The organism is Streptomyces sp. CNT360, assembly GCF_000424785.1.
In genome coordinates this window covers 393,735-410,754 of sequence record NZ_AUKO01000004.1, presented here as the reverse complement: position 1 = coordinate 410,754, position 17,020 = coordinate 393,735, and the positions used below count along the sequence as shown (strand labels likewise).

The 17,020-nt window shown below is 70.4% G+C and carries 16 protein-coding genes, 1 tRNA gene and 1 pseudogene; 9 read left to right on the top strand and 9 right to left on the bottom strand.

Going from position 1 to position 17,020, the window contains the following annotated elements; genetic code table 11:
* Positions 1-11 precede the first annotated feature (11 nt).
* Both H297_RS0112025 and H297_RS0112015 read right to left on the bottom strand, forming a co-directional pair.
* Positions 12-1,712: a gamma-glutamyltransferase gene (locus H297_RS0112025; RefSeq protein WP_027737251.1), complete on the bottom strand. Its 1,701-nt coding sequence runs from the start codon at positions 1,710-1,712 to the stop codon at positions 12-14.
* Between the two features lie 252 nt (positions 1,713-1,964).
* Complete coding sequence (locus H297_RS0112015) at positions 1,965-2,885, bottom strand: LysR family transcriptional regulator (RefSeq protein ID WP_027737250.1); 921 nt, start codon at positions 2,883-2,885, stop codon at positions 1,965-1,967.
* Positions 2,886-3,036: 151 nt separating this feature from the next.
* On the opposite strand from H297_RS0112015, the gene H297_RS35935 reads away from it, so the two are divergent.
* Positions 3,037-4,470: an MFS transporter gene (locus tag H297_RS35935; RefSeq protein WP_486589482.1), complete on the top strand. Its 1,434-nt coding sequence runs from the start codon at positions 3,037-3,039 to the stop codon at positions 4,468-4,470.
* A gap of 285 nt (positions 4,471-4,755) precedes the next feature.
* On the opposite strand, the gene H297_RS0112005 is transcribed toward H297_RS35935, so the two are convergent.
* From H297_RS0112005 to H297_RS44190, 4 genes are read right to left on the bottom strand one after another with little or no spacing between them, the layout of a single operon-like run.
* Positions 4,756-5,652 carry a class I SAM-dependent methyltransferase gene (locus H297_RS0112005; protein WP_037793773.1) on the bottom strand — a complete coding sequence of 299 codons (897 nt, stop codon included), beginning with the start codon at positions 5,650-5,652 and terminating at the stop codon, positions 4,756-4,758.
* The gene (locus H297_RS35930; protein WP_037793771.1) at positions 5,619-6,305 is read right to left on the bottom strand and encodes a cysteine hydrolase family protein; all 687 of its coding nucleotides are present in this window, start codon (positions 6,303-6,305) and stop codon (positions 5,619-5,621) included. The genes H297_RS0112005 and H297_RS35930 overlap by 34 nt, the downstream gene beginning before the upstream one ends.
* Positions 6,302-7,420 (bottom strand): isocitrate/isopropylmalate family dehydrogenase, encoded by a 1,119-nt coding sequence (locus tag H297_RS44195; protein ID WP_051351758.1) that lies wholly within the window; start codon positions 7,418-7,420, stop codon positions 6,302-6,304. The genes H297_RS35930 and H297_RS44195 overlap by 4 nt, the downstream gene beginning before the upstream one ends.
* Entirely contained in the window at positions 7,417-7,953 is a 537-nt protein-coding gene (locus tag H297_RS44190) for an EF-hand domain-containing protein (RefSeq protein ID WP_037793769.1), read from the bottom strand. Before H297_RS44190 ends, H297_RS44195 begins: the two co-directional genes overlap by 4 nt.
* A 373-nt stretch (positions 7,954-8,326) precedes the next feature.
* On the opposite strand from H297_RS44190, the pseudogene H297_RS44185 reads away from it, so the two are divergent.
* The 5 genes and pseudogenes from H297_RS44185 to H297_RS0111970 all read left to right on the top strand — a co-directional run.
* A pseudogene (locus H297_RS44185) lies at positions 8,327-8,539 on the top strand (IS5/IS1182 family transposase); the annotation flags it as partial.
* A 38-nt stretch (positions 8,540-8,577) separates the two neighbouring features.
* Complete coding sequence (locus H297_RS0111985) at positions 8,578-8,808, top strand: hypothetical protein (protein ID WP_027737247.1); 231 nt, start codon at positions 8,578-8,580, stop codon at positions 8,806-8,808.
* Positions 8,809-9,077: 269 nt separating this feature from the next.
* Complete coding sequence (locus H297_RS0111980) at positions 9,078-9,674, top strand: TetR/AcrR family transcriptional regulator (RefSeq protein WP_027737246.1); 597 nt, start codon at positions 9,078-9,080, stop codon at positions 9,672-9,674.
* 70 nt (positions 9,675-9,744) lie between these two features.
* Positions 9,745-10,089 carry a winged helix-turn-helix transcriptional regulator gene (locus H297_RS35915; RefSeq protein ID WP_037793766.1) on the top strand — a complete coding sequence of 115 codons (345 nt, stop codon included), beginning with the start codon at positions 9,745-9,747 and terminating at the stop codon, positions 10,087-10,089.
* Positions 10,090-11,119: 1,030 nt separating this feature from the next.
* The gene (locus H297_RS0111970; protein WP_027737245.1) at positions 11,120-11,854 is read left to right on the top strand and encodes an SDR family oxidoreductase; all 735 of its coding nucleotides are present in this window, start codon (positions 11,120-11,122) and stop codon (positions 11,852-11,854) included.
* A gap of 1,002 nt (positions 11,855-12,856) precedes the next feature.
* Here the strand turns inward: H297_RS0111970 and H297_RS0111965 are convergent.
* Positions 12,857-13,069, bottom strand: a complete 213-nt coding sequence (locus H297_RS0111965; RefSeq protein WP_037793926.1) for a cold-shock protein — start codon at positions 13,067-13,069, stop codon at positions 12,857-12,859.
* A 346-nt stretch (positions 13,070-13,415) separates the two neighbouring features.
* Positions 13,416-13,715, bottom strand: a complete 300-nt coding sequence (locus H297_RS0111960; protein WP_027737243.1) for a hypothetical protein — start codon at positions 13,713-13,715, stop codon at positions 13,416-13,418.
* 962 nt (positions 13,716-14,677) lie between these two features.
* Here H297_RS0111960 and H297_RS0111950 point away from each other — a divergent pair.
* Positions 14,678-14,941 (top strand): hypothetical protein, encoded by a 264-nt coding sequence (locus H297_RS0111950; RefSeq protein WP_486589481.1) that lies wholly within the window; start codon positions 14,678-14,680, stop codon positions 14,939-14,941.
* 35 nt (positions 14,942-14,976) lie between these two features.
* Here H297_RS0111950 and H297_RS0111945 read toward each other — a convergent pair.
* Positions 14,977-15,064: transfer RNA gene (locus H297_RS0111945), tRNA-Leu, on the bottom strand.
* 139 nt (positions 15,065-15,203) lie between these two features.
* Between H297_RS0111945 and H297_RS0111940 the strand changes: the two genes are divergently transcribed.
* A complete protein-coding gene (locus H297_RS0111940) occupies positions 15,204-16,535 on the top strand; it encodes a M20/M25/M40 family metallo-hydrolase (RefSeq protein ID WP_027737240.1) in 1,332 nt (443 codons plus the stop codon).
* A 213-nt stretch (positions 16,536-16,748) separates the two neighbouring features.
* A complete protein-coding gene (gene chpH / locus H297_RS0111935) occupies positions 16,749-16,982 on the top strand; it encodes a chaplin ChpH (RefSeq protein WP_027737239.1) in 234 nt (77 codons plus the stop codon).
* Positions 16,983-17,020 lie beyond the last annotated feature (38 nt).

Genomic DNA, 17,020 nt, shown 5'->3' with positions numbered 1-17,020 from the left:
GACCGGCCTCTCTATACGCCGTAGTTGGTCGCGTGGAGCGCTGATGAGGTCCGGCCGTTGCCATGGAACGCGGCGACGTTCGGGCGCGCGAAGTCCATCTGGTGGGGTTCGCCGGAGGTGGCGACGAGGGTGACGCCGAGGTCGTGCAGGGCGTCGAGATCGCTTTCCCGGTCCTCGTGGAGGAGGAGGCGCGGGCCGCTGCCGTCGAGGCGGGGCAACGCGACCGCGTCGGCGGGCGAGTGCCCTCCGTCCACGAGGTTGATGATCACCTGGGCGACGGCGCTGATGATCCGCCGCCCGCCCGAGGCACCGACGGCAGCGACCGACTCCCCCTGCCGTGTGACAAGTGCCGGGCCCATGTTGGCCAGCGGCCGAGCGCCCGGTGCGATGCTGTTCGCGGCGCCGGGGAGGGCGTTGAACCATGCCATGGACGCGTCGAGGAGGAGCCCCGTACGCGGGCAGACGACGCCGCTGCCGAAGAGGTGGGCGGCGGTGTGTGTCACCGAGACGATGCGGCCCTGCGCGTCTGCCGCCGATATGTGCGTCGTGCCGCTGGTCGGCGGGGTCGCGCTCCGGGGGGTCCACTTCGGACGAGCCGGTGAGCCTGGTTCGTGCCGCCACGGATCATGCACGGCGCGCGCCGCATAGGTGATCCACGGCTCGCCGTCGTGCCAGCCCTCGACGTCCCGGCCGGTCTCGACGAGCCGGGCCAGCGTGGCGGTGTGCTCCGGGCTCAACAGGCCCTGAAGGGGAACCGGCACCACCTTTGGATCTCCGAGCCAGTGGTAGCGGTCGGCGAAAGCGTGCCGCAGCGCGAGGGCGAGCTTGCGGGCTCGGGCACCGCTCTCGTGGGAGGTCGCAGGGCGCGGACCGAGCGCCTCCCAGGTCTGCAGAATCTGCAGTTCGGTGATCCCCCCGCCCGGCGAAGGCGGCACGAAGACCTCCACGTCCCGGTAACGACGGCCGAGGGCCCGGCTGATCGACGGCCCGGACGTGCGCAGATCCTCGATCGCCAGCAGACCGCCGGCCTCCCGGGAGGTCTCCACCAGGTGCTGTGCCAGCCTCCCTTCGGTCATCGACGCCAGCGGGCCATGGGCCGCCTCCTCCAAGGCGGCACCCAGCAGCGGCTGCCGCACACGCGGCCGGGCGCCGAAAGACGGGCCGTAGAACGACGAGGAGGCGTGTCCGCGTGGCAGACCGTCCCCGTCGAGGTAGGTGCGGCGGGCCTGAGCGTCCTGGCGAAGCCGTACGAGGTCGGACAGGGCGTTGGTCATGAACCACATGTCCGCGTCGAAACCGTCGTGCGCAGCCGCGATGGCGGGCCCGCACACCTCGGAGCGCGGCAGCTCGCCCCAGGCGTCCTGCGCGCTGAGCAGGCCCAGCAGCGTTCTCGGCACGCCCCAGGCCCGGGCCCCGTCCACATTGGCCGCGCCGACGACCGGCGCCAGGCCGAGGACGCTCGAACCGGAGCCACCGTGCTCGACCTGGTACATGGTGGGGGAGGCAGCCAACGGGGCACGTGGACCGAAATCCGCGGACCACGCACCGGACCCGGGGTCGTTGAACAGCAGAAAACCGCACCCTGCGAGCGTTGTCTCCGTCGGTTCGACGACCCCCGCGACCAAGGCGCTCGCCACTGCGGCATCGACCGCGTTGCCACCGTGCTCCAGCATCTCCAGCCCCGCACGCGTGCTGCACTCGTGCGGGCTCACGACAGTGCCCCTCGACGCGTCCTGTCGACGGACAGCGTTCGCCCCCGTCATGCGGTGTGTACGCATCCCTCTCCCTGCTCGCCTACTACTGCCTCCTGCGGAAGCAGCAGGCTAGGAAGCGCTGGGAGACGTTGAACACGGAGTTTGCGTTTTTTGCGTGGCCCCACCCGGCGCTGTCCTCGCGTACCGAGTAGCTGACGCACTTGTTGCGCAGGCGCATGCAGGGCCTTCCGCCTCGCGCCGAGCGCGGGATCAGTCCTGTCTGTTCGGGAGCAGCTCGGCTGCTGTCGCGGTGATCGTCTCGACGGCGTGGTCGAGCAGGGGGATCGTGCGGGCGCCGAGGCGGGTGACGGCCATGATGCGGCGCGCCGGGGCCGGCTCGCCGTGCAGCGGGACACGGGTGACGGGCGAGTCGTCGTGCAGCCGCGCCAGGCGGGGTACGAGGATCACGCCGAAGCCGTGCGCCACCAGCGCGGTGCCGGTGTCCCACTCGTCGGCCCAGTGCGCGATGTCCGGGGTGAAACCGGCGCTCATACAGGCCGCGAGCACCAGTTGGTGGTATGTCGAGCCCGGCCTGCCCACGATCCACTGCTCCCTCGCGGCATCGGCGAGCGTGACCCTCTTGCGGCCCGTCAACGGATGATCCCGCGGGAGGACCAGATCCAGCGGGTCGTCCAGGAGGGGCCGCTGGTCGAAGCGCTGGTCCGTCATGGGCGGCGAGTCCGCGGTGACGACGAGCAGCGCAAGGTCGGCTTCCTCGGACAGCAGCAGGTCGAAGCAGCGGTCGGGCTCGGCCTCGATGATCCGCACGGTCAGTCGGGGATGGGCGTCACGCAGGCCGGCGGCGGCCGGGGGCAGCAGACGGCTGGCGGCCGTGGAGAAGCCGCACAGCGTGACCTGTCCCGTGGGCTCACCGCCCAGCGCTCCCAACTCGGCACGGGTGCGCTCCCACTGCTCCTGGAGGCGCTCGGTGTGGCGCAACAGGATGCGGGCCGCCTGGGTCAGCCGGATCCCTCTGCCCTGGGGCACGATCAGCTGCGCGCCCACCTCGGCCGCCAGCTGGCGCAGTTGGTAGGAGACCGCGGAGGGCGTGTAGTGCAGGGCCTGCGCTGCGGCGGTCACGGTGCCGTGTTCGGCGACCATCTGAAGGATCCGGAGCCGGGAGTCGACCATGCAAACAGTTTGCACGGTATTCCGCGGATTCGTTTGATTCCCCTTGCGTTTGCTCTCCCGCACACTGACGGGCGTGACTGATTCGCGTGTTTCTCCAGAGCGAAGCGCGTACCCAGGCCGCCGGACGGTGCGCACTGCCGCACTCCTCGTCGTGGCTCTGACCGCGGGCGCGTATCTGCCCAGCCCGCTCTACCCCGCCTACCAGCAGCTGTTCGGTTACGACGACTTGGTCATGACGCTGCTGTTCGCCACGTTCGCTCTCGTCAGCGGTCCGGCGCTGCTGCTGTGCGGTCCGGCGGCCGACACCGTGGGGCCGCGTCCCGTGCTGCGGCTGAGCGTGCTGCTGGCCGCCGCCGGATCGGGTTGTTTCGCTCTCGCCGTCAGCCCCGCCTGGCTCTTCGCCGGGCGCATCGGACAGGCGCTGGCTTTGGGCGCCGCGACCGGCGCGGCCCAGTCCCTCCTGGCCCGGCACCACAGCCCCGCCTCACGCGTCGGCGCTCCGATGCTCGCCAGCCTGGCGTTCGCGGGAGGCACCGCCGCGGGCCCCGCCGCCTCGGGCCTGCTCGCCACCTACGTCCCGGGGCCGCTGCTGACCCCCTACCTGCTGCATCTGGTGATGCTGGCGTGGATCTGGCACCGGCTGCGCCGGACGGTGCCCGCACCGCCTCCCGCGGCCCCGGCACCATGGCGGGTCCGGCCCGCCCGTCCGCGGATCCCGGCCGCACTCCGCGCGACCTTCGCCGTCGCGGGGCTGAGCGGTTTCCTCGCGTGGGCGGTCGTCGGCGTCCATCTCGCCCTCGTCCCGGCCCTCCTGGCCCACACGCCCCACGGCGGCGGCCCTGCCCTCACCGGTGGCGTGCTGGGAGCAGTGCTGGTCTGGTCCGGGCTCACACAGCTCGCCGCCACCCGCTGCTCGCCGCGCCGTGCCCAATGCATCGGCACTGCAACCCTGTTGGGAAGCCTGTTGCTGCTCGCCGCCACCGGGGCCACCTCGCTCCCGGCCACGCTCTGCTCGGCCCTGCTCGCCGGCGCAGGGCACGGACCGGCCGTCAGCGGCGCTGCCCGCGCGGTGGACGCGCGCACCCCCGTAGGGCAGCGATCCGGCATCGGCGCCGCGCTCTATCTCCTCTTCTACCTGGGATCAGGTACCCCCGCCGTCGCCGTCGGACTGATGTCCCTGCGCATGCCGCTCACTGTGGCGGTGACCGGGTTGAGCTGGGCAGGAGCCGCCCTCGGCGCGGTCTGTCTGCTCGTCCTCCTCACCGTCCCGCAGCGGCGCCGGTGTGTGCAGGTACCGACCTCGCCTCTACGCCACCATCGCAGAGTGGTCCTACCGGGGCGGCGTGCGGCGAGCGCGGTGCCCTCGTCCTCGTACGTCCGGTCGCAGGGCGATGCCATGTGGCAACCCGCCCTTGACCCGGAACCGCCGCACACCCGGCTCTCGAAGCCGTTCACCCCCCTTGCCTCCGGTACACACCGACCGCCCACCCCGGGCCACATGCTGTCGGCGGTGGACGTCGGAGCCGACGCCCCGCAGACCGGCCGACGCGAGTCCACGCAGCAACATGCGCTGGACCTGCTGTGACACCTGCACCGGTATCGGGGGAGTGGACGCCGAGATCGGGGGCGGCCACGGATCCAAGGCCGCTGTGCCCGGTGGCCGTCGCCACCGGCCAGGCCCGTTGACACCTTTGTGAGTGCGGGGGCCGGGGCCAGGGTGTCCAACTGCTGGACCGTGCCGAGGCACAGGCTGGGCACGCGGTCGGGGTGGGGCGCCGACGCGGGCCCGGTGGCCGTCGGTCGGTCCGCGGAGGGCGAAGGCTTCACGGGCGGTGGGTGCCGCAGTGACCGGTCGTCCCACGGCAGTGGCTCACCGCGTCGGTGCCGTGGCGAACGTCCAGCGGTTGACGGCCAGGGCGTCGTGGGGTTCGGGGAGGGGGCCGCGGCCGTAAAGGGCGGTGAAGTCGTAAGGGGTGTGGGTGCGGACGGCCCAGCCGCGGGAGGTGAGGTCGCCGGCCGAGTCGGGGCGGGGGCAGGTGTCGAACAGGGCGGTCAGATCGATGCCGAGCCGTTCGCGGGCGGCGACGTACACGGGGTTGGCGTGGACCCGCGGTGACTCGGTGACCTTCTTGATCTCGTAGGCCAGACTGCTGCCCGGCGCGCTGAGCCGGTCGACGGCGGCGATCAGGCGGCGCTCCGCCCGCGCCGGGAGGTAGAGGAGCAGGCCCTCGGCGAGCCAGGCCGTCGGCGCGGACGGGACGAAGCCGGTGCCCAGCAGGGCGGCGGCCCAGTCCTCGCACAGGTCGGCCGCGAGCGTCCGCCGGTCCGCCGTGGGCACCGCGCCCGCGCGGTCGAGCACCGCCCGCTTGAAGGCGAGGACCCCGGCGGTGTCGATCTCGTACACCGTGACGCCGGGTGGCCACGCGAGGCGGTACGCCCGTGCGTCCAACCCGGCGCCCAGCAGGACCACTTGACGGGCGCCCGCGCCCACCGCGCCGATCAGGTGGTCGTCCAGCGCGCGGGTGCGCAGGGCGAAGTAGCGGCCCAGGCGCCCCCACAGGGGGTCGCTGTCCCCGCCGGGCACCTTGTCCGGGTGGACGGGCCAGTCGGCCGAGTCGGGAGCGGCGCGGACGAAGTGCTCCGCGAGCGGGTCGCGGGCCAGGGCGTCCGGGCGGTGGGTCTCGATGGCGCGGGAGGCGGCCACCAGCAGGGCGGTGCGGCCGACACCCGCCGTCACGCCCGCGGTCGGCTCCGCGGCGGTGCCCATGCCTCCTCCTTCGGTGCGGGTAGCGGAGCGGACGGCTCCGGTCCGGGGGCGGGCACCGGGGTCCGCCACGCCGACGGGTCGTCCGCGATCGTGGTCCGGGCGCCGTACACGGTGCGTATGAAGCGCAGCACCTCCTCGTACGGCAGGTGCAGGGCGGTCGTGCAGTCGGTCAGGACGGTCACGTGGAAGCCCTTCTGGAACGCCGTGCGCACGGTGGAGTCCACGCACACGTCGGCGAACAGCCCCGCGAACACCAGATGGCGCACGCCCCGCGCGGCCAGGTGGTCCTCGAAGCCGTCGGCGAGGAAGGCGTCGAAGCAGGCGCGCTTGGTGAAGACCGCTTCGCCCGGCTCCGGCAGCGGGCCGTGGAACTCGGCGCCCCACGATCCCTCCAGGCACTTGGGGTGCTTGCCGAGCCGCAGGTCGCGCAGCCGCCAACTCTCGCCCTGGTGCCGGGGATCGCCCAGGAAGCGCACGAACACCACCTCCACGCCCGCCCGGCGGGCCGCCCCGGCGGCGCGGACACCGCCGGCGACGACCCCGTCCAGGACGGCGGGACCGCCGCTGAAGCGGGCCCTGGCCACGGGACCGGCGCAGAAGTCGTTCTGCAGGTCCACCACGACCAGGGCCGTGCCCGTCGTGTCCGCGGTCACGATCCGCCCGCCAGCGCGGTCTGGCGCGCCTCCGCGGCGCGGGACGGTGCCAGCGCGTCCAGCAGCGCTTCCACCACCCCGGCGGTGGAGTGCCGCCCGCCGAGGTCGGGGGTGCCCACTCCCTCCGCGGCCAGCGCCGTCAGCGCCGCCTCGGTCCGCTCCACGGCGCCGCCGCACCCGGCGTGCCGCTCCGCGACCAGGGCCGCCGCGCGGATGGTCGCCACCGGGTTGACCAGATCCCGCCCGGCCAGGTCGTCGGCCGAACCGTGCACCGTCTGGTACTCGGTCAGGCCGGCCGCCTCCGGAGCGAGGTACACGTTCTCCGTGCAGCGGTTCTCCTGCCGTTCGGAGCCGAACCGGTCCAGCAGCACGACGTGCATGATGTCGGCCCACTCGTTCCCCGCGATGAGCAGGGCGCGGTCGGGCAGGCCGTGCGCCAGCAGGTTGCGGTTCACCGTGTCCGGCTGGAACACGTCGACGCGCACCCCGTGCCGTGCGGCGATCCCTGCCACCCACGCGTCGAACGCGCCGTCCAGCAGATGGAACTTGTACGCCATCACGATCCGGTCGGGGCCGCCGTCGGGCCAGGCGCGCCGGGCCCGCTCCAGGGCGTGACCGACGACCGCCTCGGTGATCTCCCGGCTGAAGGCGAAAGTGCGGACCACCTCGCCGTCGGTGTGCCGGTTCTCGCCGGTGTAGAAGCCCTGCGCCTGGTCGCGCACCAGGAGCAGCGAGGTGTCGCCGGCCGTGAGCTGGTCGATCTTGACGGCGCGCAGGCGCTGCCGGACCAGGTAGAGGGACTGGGCGTTGATGGCGGTGCGGAACACGGCGTGCGAGCCGCCCGCGGCCAGATCGCGGCAGAATTCCTCGTAGTGCGCGGCGTCTTCGCCCGTCAGCTCCCGGATCCGGGCGACATCCGCCTCCTCGCGCAGCGACACGTAGGAGTGGTAGAGCCGCGGCGAGCGCACGATGGTGATGCCGGGGGCGAGGGCGCTGAGGACCCGTTCGAAGGTGTCCGCGAGTTCGGGTCCGGTGCCCCGGCCGACGGCGAGGCCGACGCGGGGTGCCTCCCGCTCGCCGTGGCGTTGTCCGGCGAGCGGGGGCGTGGAGGTCACCGGGAGGTCCGGGAGGTCAGGTGGTCGCCGGGGATGCCGGACTTCTCGGGCTGGTAGTAGTCCCGGATGCCGTCGGCCCAGGCGCGCACCGCCACGCGGTCGTCCCCGTCCGGGCCGAAGGCGTCGAACAGCGCCTCGATGTTGCTGGGTTGGAAGCCGATCGCGGTCATCAGGGCGAGAAAGTCGGGACGAGCGACGCGGCCGTCGCCGTCCGGGTCGCCCAGCGCGGCGAGCGCTTCCGCGAACTCGCCGATGGTGGCGTCGAACCGCTGCGGGTTGAGGACGACCGCGGTGAACTCCTCGGGGCTGATCCGCCCGTCGCCGTTGGCGTCCAGCTCGGTCACCAGCGTCGTCCAGTAATGCTGGAAGGCGGCGAGCAGCCTGTCCTTCGCCTCGGTGTCCGCCGCCGGTACGGCGGTGGCGACCCGGCTGCCCATCAACTCGAAGTCGGCGGGCTCGATATAGCCGTTCCCGTCCGCGTCGAACAGGGAGAAGACGAGCTGGACGCGGTCGTTGGCCTCTGTGGTGGGCATGGCGGTACACCTCTGCGTTCCCGTCGGAATCCGCCGGGACCTCTCGCCCCGGCAGTGCTTCACTATCCGTGGGCACCGGGCCAACAAGCAGGCCGCAAGCGGCTGTTGCACACGATCGAAGGAAATTCCCTGATCGGCGCATGAAGCGCCCCACGTGTGATCGAGGCGACCGGCCGCGCACGGGGAGGGGGCGGGGTCGCGGCTACGGCTGCTGCTGTACGCGGACGCCGCGGGGGCGCCCGGAGAGCGAGAGGTACCGCAGGCGAGGCGAAGACTGTGGGCGGTCGCCCTGGATCGCGCCGGCGCGGGGCAGCTCGCCGGGTTCCACACCGAACTGCTCGGCGGCCGGGTGTGGGTCAAGCCGCACCGCCCGGGGGATCTGACTCATTCGAATCCTGTCGCACGGGGCACCCGCGGGTCGGAGATCCATCTGATCACCGAGCGGTCAGGTCTGCCCATCTCCGTCGGAACCTCTGGCGCCGACCTCCACGACAGCCAGGGCCTGATTCCGCTGGTGAAAGGCATACCCCCGCACCGCTCCCGTCGCGGCGGACTCACAACGACACCGCCCGACACGCGGAGGCCACATGCTCCTGATAATCGAACGCGTGATCTAATACGGGTATGGTGCAGCACCCCCTCTACCCGGACGACCTGATCACCGCGCAGCGCGAGTGGGACCGCACATACCGAGCGCTCGCCGACCACCCCCGCGACCCGAGCCCTCTGCGCCGCCGCCTGATGCGGCTCACGAACACGGTGCTCTGGCATCCGCACTGGGGCGGCGGCGGAGGCCGCGGCCCCGGCTGGGTGGACCTGTCCCGCCAGGCCCGGGCGCCGGACGGGCACCGATGACCGAGCGGCCGTACGCGGTGGTGGCCAAGCCGTGGCCCCGACCGGAATTCACCCGCTACCTGCCCGGCGCCGCCTCTGCTGAGCATGCGCACCCCGGCCGACCGGGAAGGTGTCGTGGAACGTGTAGGCGTGCTTGCATAGGGGGGCGTGACCGCCCGGGAGTGCTTGAGCCGGGCTCCCGCGTGCCATCGCACCGTCGTCCACGAGCCGGTCCGGTCCCCGGCAGCCCGTTATGGCTGGCACAGTCCAGAACTCGGTACGATGAGGACATGGCCCGGCCTCGCAAATTCGACGAGAAGCGCGTGCTCCTCGCTGTCCGGGATGAGTTCTGGGACAAGGGATACGCGGCGACATCCCTGGAGGATCTGCTGCGCGTCAGCGGGCTCGGCAAGGGCAGTCTGTACGGCGCGTTCGGCGACAAGCACAACCTGTTCCTGCGAGTCCTGCGCGACTACGACAACGCGAACCTGCTCACACTGCGCGAGCGCCTGACGTCCGCGAGGCGGGGGATCGACCTGGTGCGCGAGTTCGTGTCCAGCCCGGCTGCCGACCCCACCGGGGCCGTCGCTCGCCGGGGGTGCCTGCTGGCCAACACCAACGCCGAGCTCGCCACCAGCACTCCGCAGGTCGCCGCCGAGGCCCGCCGCAGCTATGACGCCATGACCGCCATCCTCACCGAGGCGCTGGAGCGCGCTCAGCACGAAGGTGACCTCGCGCCCGACGCGGATCCTGCTGACACCGCCCGCACCGTTCTCGTCGCCCAGCTTGGCCTCATCGCCCTAGGGCGCACCGGCGTAGACGTCGACATCCTCGCCGCGGCGACCCGGTCCGCTCTGGCACAACTCCTGCCCGCTCCCGAGCAGTAGTGACCCACCGCCGGACCTGAACCCGCCACGGGACTCGTACACCTGGCGCTCTGACCGCGCGGGTGCACCGGTGACCGCCTCACGTGACGTGCTCGACCACATCGGCAGCAAGTGGGCGGTCCTCGTACTGGGCGAACTGGGCAGGCACGGGGCGTGCCGGTTCACCCGGCTGCGGCAACGGCTGGCGGGAGTGAGCGAGAAGATGCTCACCCAGACGCTGCGCGGTCTCGAACGCGACGGACTGGTCCTGCGGACGGTGCACCCGGAGGTGCCGGCCCGCGTGGAGTACGAGTTGACCCCGCTCGGCCAGACGCTCCGCGGACCCTTGAGGGCGCTCACGGAGTGGTCGGTGGAGCACATCGAGGAGGTCCTCACCGCCCGCGAGGAGTACGACGGCCGCACCGGAGAGCGCTAGGGCGTTTCCTCGGATCACCTGATCGTTGATTCGAATGGCTTCAACTGACGTGCAATGGAAGTGAGTTGATCCGTTGCTGCCTGGGCGGGGAGCCGAGGCAGGGTGGACGGTGCCGGGACCACCGGCAGGTGATCGAGGCGACCGCGTTCGAGTACCGCACCGCTCGTCTGTGGGTGGACCTGCACAAGGAGTGCGGCCTCCTGGAAGGGCGCCCACGACCGACTGTGCTAGTGGGTTGCCGACGGCACGTGGAAGAAGGTCTTCACTACCCTGCTGGCCCAGGCTGACACTGAGGGCGACCTGGACTGGGCCGTCGCCGTCGACACCACCCTCGCCCGCGCCCACCAGCACGCCCTCTGTCGGTCCCACGGTGGACTGACGGCGAAGATCCTCCTGGCCGCCGACGGCTGTTGTCGGCCCCTGGCTCTCCGCCTCACGGCTGGCCAGGCCGACGATGAGTCCGCGTCCGCACAGACCATGGCTCGCCTGGCTCGCCTGCGGGTGCCTCGGCCGTCGGTCGCATCACGTCCTCAGACGGTTTCGCAGACAAGGCGTGCCCCTCCCGCGCCATCCGCGAGCACCTGCGGCGGCGAGGCAATCGACCGGTCACGGCCCAGCCCGTGGACCAGGCCGCTCACCGCAGGCGTCGCGGTCGAGCCGACGGACGATCGCCCGCCTTCGACCGCAACGCCTACACGCAACGCAACACCGTCGAGCGCTGCATCAACCGCTTCGAACGGCGGCGTGGCCTGGCCCCCACGACAAGACAGCAACCGTCCGCCTCGCCGCGCTCCGCATCGCAGGCATCCTCATCTGATCAGCGAGGCGCACCAGGAGAAGCGCCCTGAGCCCCGCCGGGCGCGCCTTCGAGCTGCCCTCGCGCGCAGGCGCTCCACTGGCCGCTCCGATCCACGCTGCACAGACGCGACTCAGACGGGGGAGCCGATCCCGCGAACCTCGATCTTGACCAAACGGTCCATATCGAGGAGAGTTGTTGACGCAACGGTCCATAATTTGTGAGGAGGGCGGCATGGCCGTCTTGGCAGGCAAGGTCGCAGTCGTCACCGGAGGCGGCACCGGCATCGGGTTCGCCACGGCACGAGCGTTTCGTGAGGAGGGCGCCCAGGTGTTCGTCACCGGTCGCCGCGAGGATGTGCTGGACGCCGCCGTCACCGAACTCGGCAGCGGCGTGACCGGCATAATGTGCGACGTCTCGGTTCCTTCGGAGCTCGACGCCTTTTACCGAACCGTGCGTGAACAAGCCGGCCGCATCGACGTGTTGGTCGCCAACGCCGGCATCGGCACCGTGGCTCCGCTCGGCGAAGTCACGGAAGAGGTGATCGACTCCCTGCTCGCCACCAACATCAAGGGGACGATCTTCACCTTCCAACAGGCGCTGTCGCACCTGAATGCCGGTGCTTCGGTGATCCTGACAGGCTCGACCGCTGCGACGCGGCCCGACGAGGGACTTGAGGTCTATGCGGCGTCGAAAGCTGCGGTCCGCAGCCTCGCCCGCGGTTGGGCCCTCAGCTCACGCGCACGCGGCTTTCGCGTCAATGTCGTGTCGCCTGGAGGTACACGCACCCCGGGCCTGCTGGAGCTCCTCCCGTCCGAGGTGCTCAAGCAGTCCGAAGAGGGGGTCCCCCTGGGCCGCCTTGCCGAGCCCGAGGAGATCGCCGCGGTGACGACGTTCCTCGCTTCGGACGCGGCGAGCTACGTCAACGGTGCCGAGTTCTTCGCCGACGGCGGATACGCGCAGGTGTAATCACCCCCGCACGCACTCCGCGGACCAGCCGGGTGAAGCCCATGGCGACCTGAGTCAGAAGTTCATCTGTGGTAGACGGCAGATTTGTCGAGAGTCCCGTCGGCTGTCTTCGTCCGGACGAAGGGCCTGGGGCGCTGGTTCCAGCCGGTGAGCCGACTTCTTTGGGCTCATCGCGGCGCACCACCGCTCGACGAGGTTGAGGTTCAGCCAGGAGGCGCTGGTCGGTGCGAAGTGCGGGTGGGACCGTGGGTGGGCCAGCGGCCAGCTGTGGAAGTCGGGCGTCTTGTCAGTCGTGTAGCTGTCCAGGATCGAATGAATGCGCAGACCGGCCGGGACTTCTTTGTCCAGCTACGCGAGGAACTTCTTGAACACCGCAGCCCGGTGGTGGAGGAAGCCGATGACCTTGCCGGTTGCGACTTCGACGGCGGGGAAGAGGCCCGTGGCGCCGGACCTGACGGATGGTCCAGGGCTGGATCAGCGACTTCTCGTCCACGCAAAGCGCCAGAGCCTTCTCCGGCGGACCGAAAGACAGACCGACGACGTCGCGGACCTTGTCGATGAACAAGGGGCCGGTGAACAGCCTGAAGATCTGCGACCGGTGCGGCGCCAGGGCGAACACCCCTGGATCCACGAGACCGCCGACTGCGACATACCCGTCGCCGCCGCCACCGCCAGCCGGTGGGCTGATCCGTTAAAGCCTCGGTCGACGTCGGCCGTTGCGGCACCCGAGCGGCAGCGTCCCGCAGCCATGGTCGAGACCCGCCCCCCAGCCCGTCGTGCTGCCCTCGCCGGACGACATCAAGGCGGCCCGGTCTCTCGCAGGGGGGTGGCGCGGGAAACGACTGGTTGACCGGGGCGTGCCCTGGCCGCCACCCACGGGCTGGGAGCAACGCCTGATCGCGTGCCGGAAGGCTCAGTGAACCCGGTTCCAACGTTGCGAGACGCAGCATGGGGGCGCCCGCCGTGACTGGCGGGCGCCCCGCGCTCCGTTGGCGAAGTGGTTCAGCCGCGGACGATGTTCTCAGCCTGCGGGCCCTTCTGGCCCTGAGCGACATCGAAGCTGACCTTCCCGCCCTCGACGAGTTCGCAGAACCCGTTGGCGAAGATGTCGGAGTAGTGGGCGAAGACGTCGGGGCCGCCGCCGTCCTGCTCGATGAGGCCGAAGCTCTTTCCGCTGCGGTACCACTTCACGGTGGTCTTGAGCGCTCTGCCCATCGGGCACATCGCAGGTGGTTCCGCGCAGGCCACGCACGTCATCACGTAGCCCAGGTACTTGTGGTACATGCTCAGCGCATCGCCCCGCTGAGCGTGGTGGTTGTCAGCCATGCTGGCACCCCGGTCAACTTCAGCATCTACCGCTCGTTGACGAGCATTCAGCACGAGCTGCGTAAACGGTGGCCGAATTGGTATTGCTGGCTCGAACGTAGCTCTACGACGGCCGATGGCGGCGTGTGCGCGGGCGTGCCCCGTAGCTCGGCACACGGGCGTCGGCAACGCATGCGCTCGTGCGGGCAAGCTGACCAAGACTCGTTGCCCACGTGCACCGCGAAGCGCCTACTGGTCAGACAAGATCCGTGAACGAGATCGGCTTGCCGGTCGTGTGGGCATATGCGATCTCCCTGCTCGTGGACTCCCCGACATACCCACCCGGATTGACGACCAGAACCCGGTCAGCAAGGTCGATCTTGCGCAGGTGGAGGGTGTCCAGCGCGGTCTTCTGTTCGCTGGTGACCAACTCGTCTGCCTCGCCCGGCGCGACGACGATCGCACCTGCGAAAGTCAGTTCACGGTTTGCCGTACGCATCTCGTCCACGAACCGGGCAGAGCCGCAGATGCAGACAATCTCAGGCCGGTCGGGCACGACTCAGTCCTTCGGTCGAACGGGAAGCGTCAGTGGGCGCGTTGGCATCGCAGACAGGCACACGAGCCATCATTTCACGCAGCGAGATGGACGCCACCCGGCTGCTCTGGACCCAGGACTTCCGGGCCATTTGCCGCGGCGTCGAGGTCGCCGCTCCCCGGAGACATCGCCTCTCAGCGCGCTCGGCTCCTGGGGGAGCAGGCGCGGGATTCGGCAGATTCAGGCGAGGCTTATGCAAGAGGGCGACGCGGGACACGGCGGCAGTGTCAGCGTGTCCTGGCGGGGGCAGGAGCATGCGGTGGTGGGTGGGGGAGAGTGCTGAACGGGCGGCCCTGCCTCACGGTGGAGCCGGGGAGTTCGGCGTATCGGTCAGCCATTTCGAAGGCCACGTCCTGGAGCAGGGTAGCGGCTGCGTGCGTCGAGAAGTGCAGCGTCCAGCCCGAGATGTCGGAGTTGCCGTCGCCCCGGATGGTCCAGGCGGGCAGGTCGGATTGATGGACGGTTGCTGCGAAGGCGTCGAACTGGATGCCTCCCCCCCCCCGGCGTGCTGCAACGCCTCCTGGCGGCGGAGCCTGACTATTCGACGCCGAACGATGCAGAGACTGCGGCATTTCTGCCGGAGATCTGGACGCCATGCGGCAACCGGGAGTGCCGCGAGTTCCATCAGTGTCTGCGAGATGCCCCCTTGTGGAGTGTTCACGCGGCGACCGCCGAACGGCGGAGCGAAGCGTTGGGCATGACGTGAGAGCTCATCGACTGGCATGAAGGTGCGATCGAGTCGGGCTACGTGGTCGTCTCCGAAGGGGGCGGATATCGACTGAGGAAGCTGACGAAGGACGGTGAGTCCAGCGCGGTGATCTACGTTGGCCGGTCGCTCCTGGGCGTCCTTGAGTACCAGTGGGAGCGGCAGCAGGCCGAGAAGCGGCGGCTGGAGTCCTGGTGGGGTGAACACGGCGTCGGCTGTGGATCTTCCGGAGACCTTCCACCTCCACGACTGGAGGGCCAGCAAGATCAACAATGATCTTGATGCGAAGGAGAATCCCGTTGAGGTGTCGGCCAATACCCGGAACCGCGCGCCTGGCTGCACGATGATGCGGTACGGGCGGCGTCGCAAGGACGCTGCGGTGAAGCTTGCCGCCGACGGCGCCGAGCGGATCGGAATCCCCTGTCTGCGCTGCGGAAGATCATCCCTGTTGGTCACGTGGTTGCTCACGTCGCAGGGGTAGACACAACAAAACCCCTGTTCAACAGGGGTCTGAGCTGGTGTCGGGAGGGGGACTTGAACCCCCACGCCCTGTAAAGGGCACTAGCACCTCAAGCTAGCGCGTCTGCCATTCCGCCACCCCGACCGGGTGTGCCGCGCGGGCCGTGGCGGCCCTGGCGACGGGTTAAACCTTAGCACCCGTCGCGGGCTGCGATCACCCGGCTCTTGGGGAGGTGGGGCGGGGGCGGGAGGATGGGGACGTATCTGCGAGAAGAGGAGGCAGCGTGAGTGCCGAAAGCGCCGCGACCGCGAGGACAGCGACCGCCGAGAGCGAGGTCGTGGACCTGTGCCGTGACCTGATCCGGATCGACACGAGCAACTACGGCAACAACGAGGGGCCCGGCGAGCGGGCGGCGGCGGAGTACGTCGCCGAGAAGCTGGCCGAGGTGGGTCTGGAGCCGCAGATCATCGAGTCCCGGCCGGGCCGGGCCTCGACCGTGGCGCGGATCACGGGCGAGGATCCGTCCCGGCCCGCTCTGCTCATCCACGGGCACACGGACGTGGTCCCCGCGAACGCCGAGGACTGGACGCGTCACCCGTTCTCCGGCGAGATCGCGGACGGTTGCGTGTGGGGCCGCGGCGCGGTCGACATGAAGGACATGGACGCCATGACGCTGGCGGTGGTCCGGGACCGGCTGCGTACGGGCCGCAAGCCGCCCCGCGACGTCGTGCTGGCCTTTCTCGCCGACGAGGAGGCCGGCGGCGTGTACGGGGCCCGGCACCTGGTCGACAACCACGCGGACCTCTTCGACGGGGTCACCGAGGCCATCGGCGAGGTCGGCGGCTTCTCGTTCACCGTCAACGAGGACCTGCGGCTCTACCTGGTCGAGACCGCCCAGAAGGGCATGCACTGGATGAAGCTCACCGTGGACGGCACCGCCGGCCACGGGTCGATGACCAACAACGACAACGCCATCACCGAGCTGTGCGAAGCCGTCGGACGGCTGGGCCGCCACAAGTTCCCCGTGCGGGTCACCAAGACCGTCCGCTCCTTCCTGGACGAGCTGTCCGACGCCCTCGGCATCGAGCTGGATCCGGAGAACATGGAGGAGACCCTCGCCCGGCTCGGCGGCATCGCGAAGATCATCGGCGCGACGCTGCAGAACACCGCCGCGCCCACGCAGCTCGGCGCCGGGTACAAGGTCAACGTGATCCCCGGCCAGGCCACCGCCCACGTCGACGGGCGGTTCCTGCCCGGTCACGAGGAGGAGTTCCTGGCCGACCTCGACCGGCTTCTCGGGCCGTCCGTCAAGCGGGAGGACGTGCACGCGGACAAGGCGTTGGAGACCACCTTCGACGGCGCGCTCGTGGAGGCCATGCAGTCCTCGTTGCGCGCGGAGGACCCCATCGCCCGCGCGGTGCCGTACATGCTCTCCGGCGGTACCGACGCCAAGTCGTTCGACGACCTGGGCATCCGCTGCTTCGGCTTCGCGCCGTTGAAGCTGCCGCCGGAGCTGGACTTCGCGGGGATGTTCCACGGCGTGGACGAGCGGGTCCCGGTGGACGGTCTCCAGTTCGGCGCCCGGGTTCTGGACCGCTTCCTCGACCAGGTGTGAGCTGCCGGGAGCGGACTCGACCCGATGTCTGCCCTCTTGTCCTGATATGGACCACCGCTGGCCGGCTGTGAAGCCCTGCTCCGCAATTCGGCCACGTGTGCTCATATGACCGGGACGAGTGAATGATCTAGTCGGTTCGTAGCCATATTCCTCCTTCCTCGTTACAGGTGGTGCGGTCCCCGGCCGGGACCGTCTTGCCAACTAGGAGGAACAATGATCAAGAAGGTCATCGCCGCTGCGGCTGCCACCAGCGGTCTGGTACTGGCTGGTGCGGGTATGGCCGTCGCCGACTCCGGTGCGCAGGGTGCCGCCGTGCACTCCCCGGGTGTCGTTTCCGGCAACGTCGTCCAGGTCCCGGTCCACGTTCCGGTGAATGCCTGCGGCAACACGATCTCCGTGATCGGGCTGCTGAACCCCGCGTTCGGCAACACCTGCGTCAACCAGTGACGCCCAGCCTCACCCGACCCGTTCGGTGAGCGCACGTG

Bases quoted from the DNA above. Each gene is read 5' to 3' on its own strand.
- H297_RS0112005 (WP_037793773.1), bottom strand. From the start codon at position 5,652: ATGGGCACCGCCGCGGAGCCGACCGCGGGCGTGACGGCGGGTGTCGGC.
- H297_RS44190 (WP_037793769.1), bottom strand. From the start codon at position 7,953: ATGCCCACCACAGAGGCCAACGACCGCGTCCAGCTCGTCTTCTCCCTG.
- H297_RS0111965 (WP_037793926.1), bottom strand. From the start codon at position 13,069: ATGGGCAGAGCGCTCAAGACCACCGTGAAGTGGTACCGCAGCGGAAAG.
- chpH (WP_027737239.1), top strand. From the start codon at position 16,749: ATGATCAAGAAGGTCATCGCCGCTGCGGCTGCCACCAGCGGTCTGGTA.
- H297_RS0111970 (WP_027737245.1), top strand. From the start codon at position 11,120: ATGGCCGTCTTGGCAGGCAAGGTCGCAGTCGTCACCGGAGGCGGCACC.
- H297_RS0111980 (WP_027737246.1), top strand. From the start codon at position 9,078: ATGGCCCGGCCTCGCAAATTCGACGAGAAGCGCGTGCTCCTCGCTGTC.
- H297_RS0111985 (WP_027737247.1), top strand. From the start codon at position 8,578: ATGGTGCAGCACCCCCTCTACCCGGACGACCTGATCACCGCGCAGCGC.
- H297_RS0112015 (WP_027737250.1), bottom strand. From the start codon at position 2,885: ATGGTCGACTCCCGGCTCCGGATCCTTCAGATGGTCGCCGAACACGGC.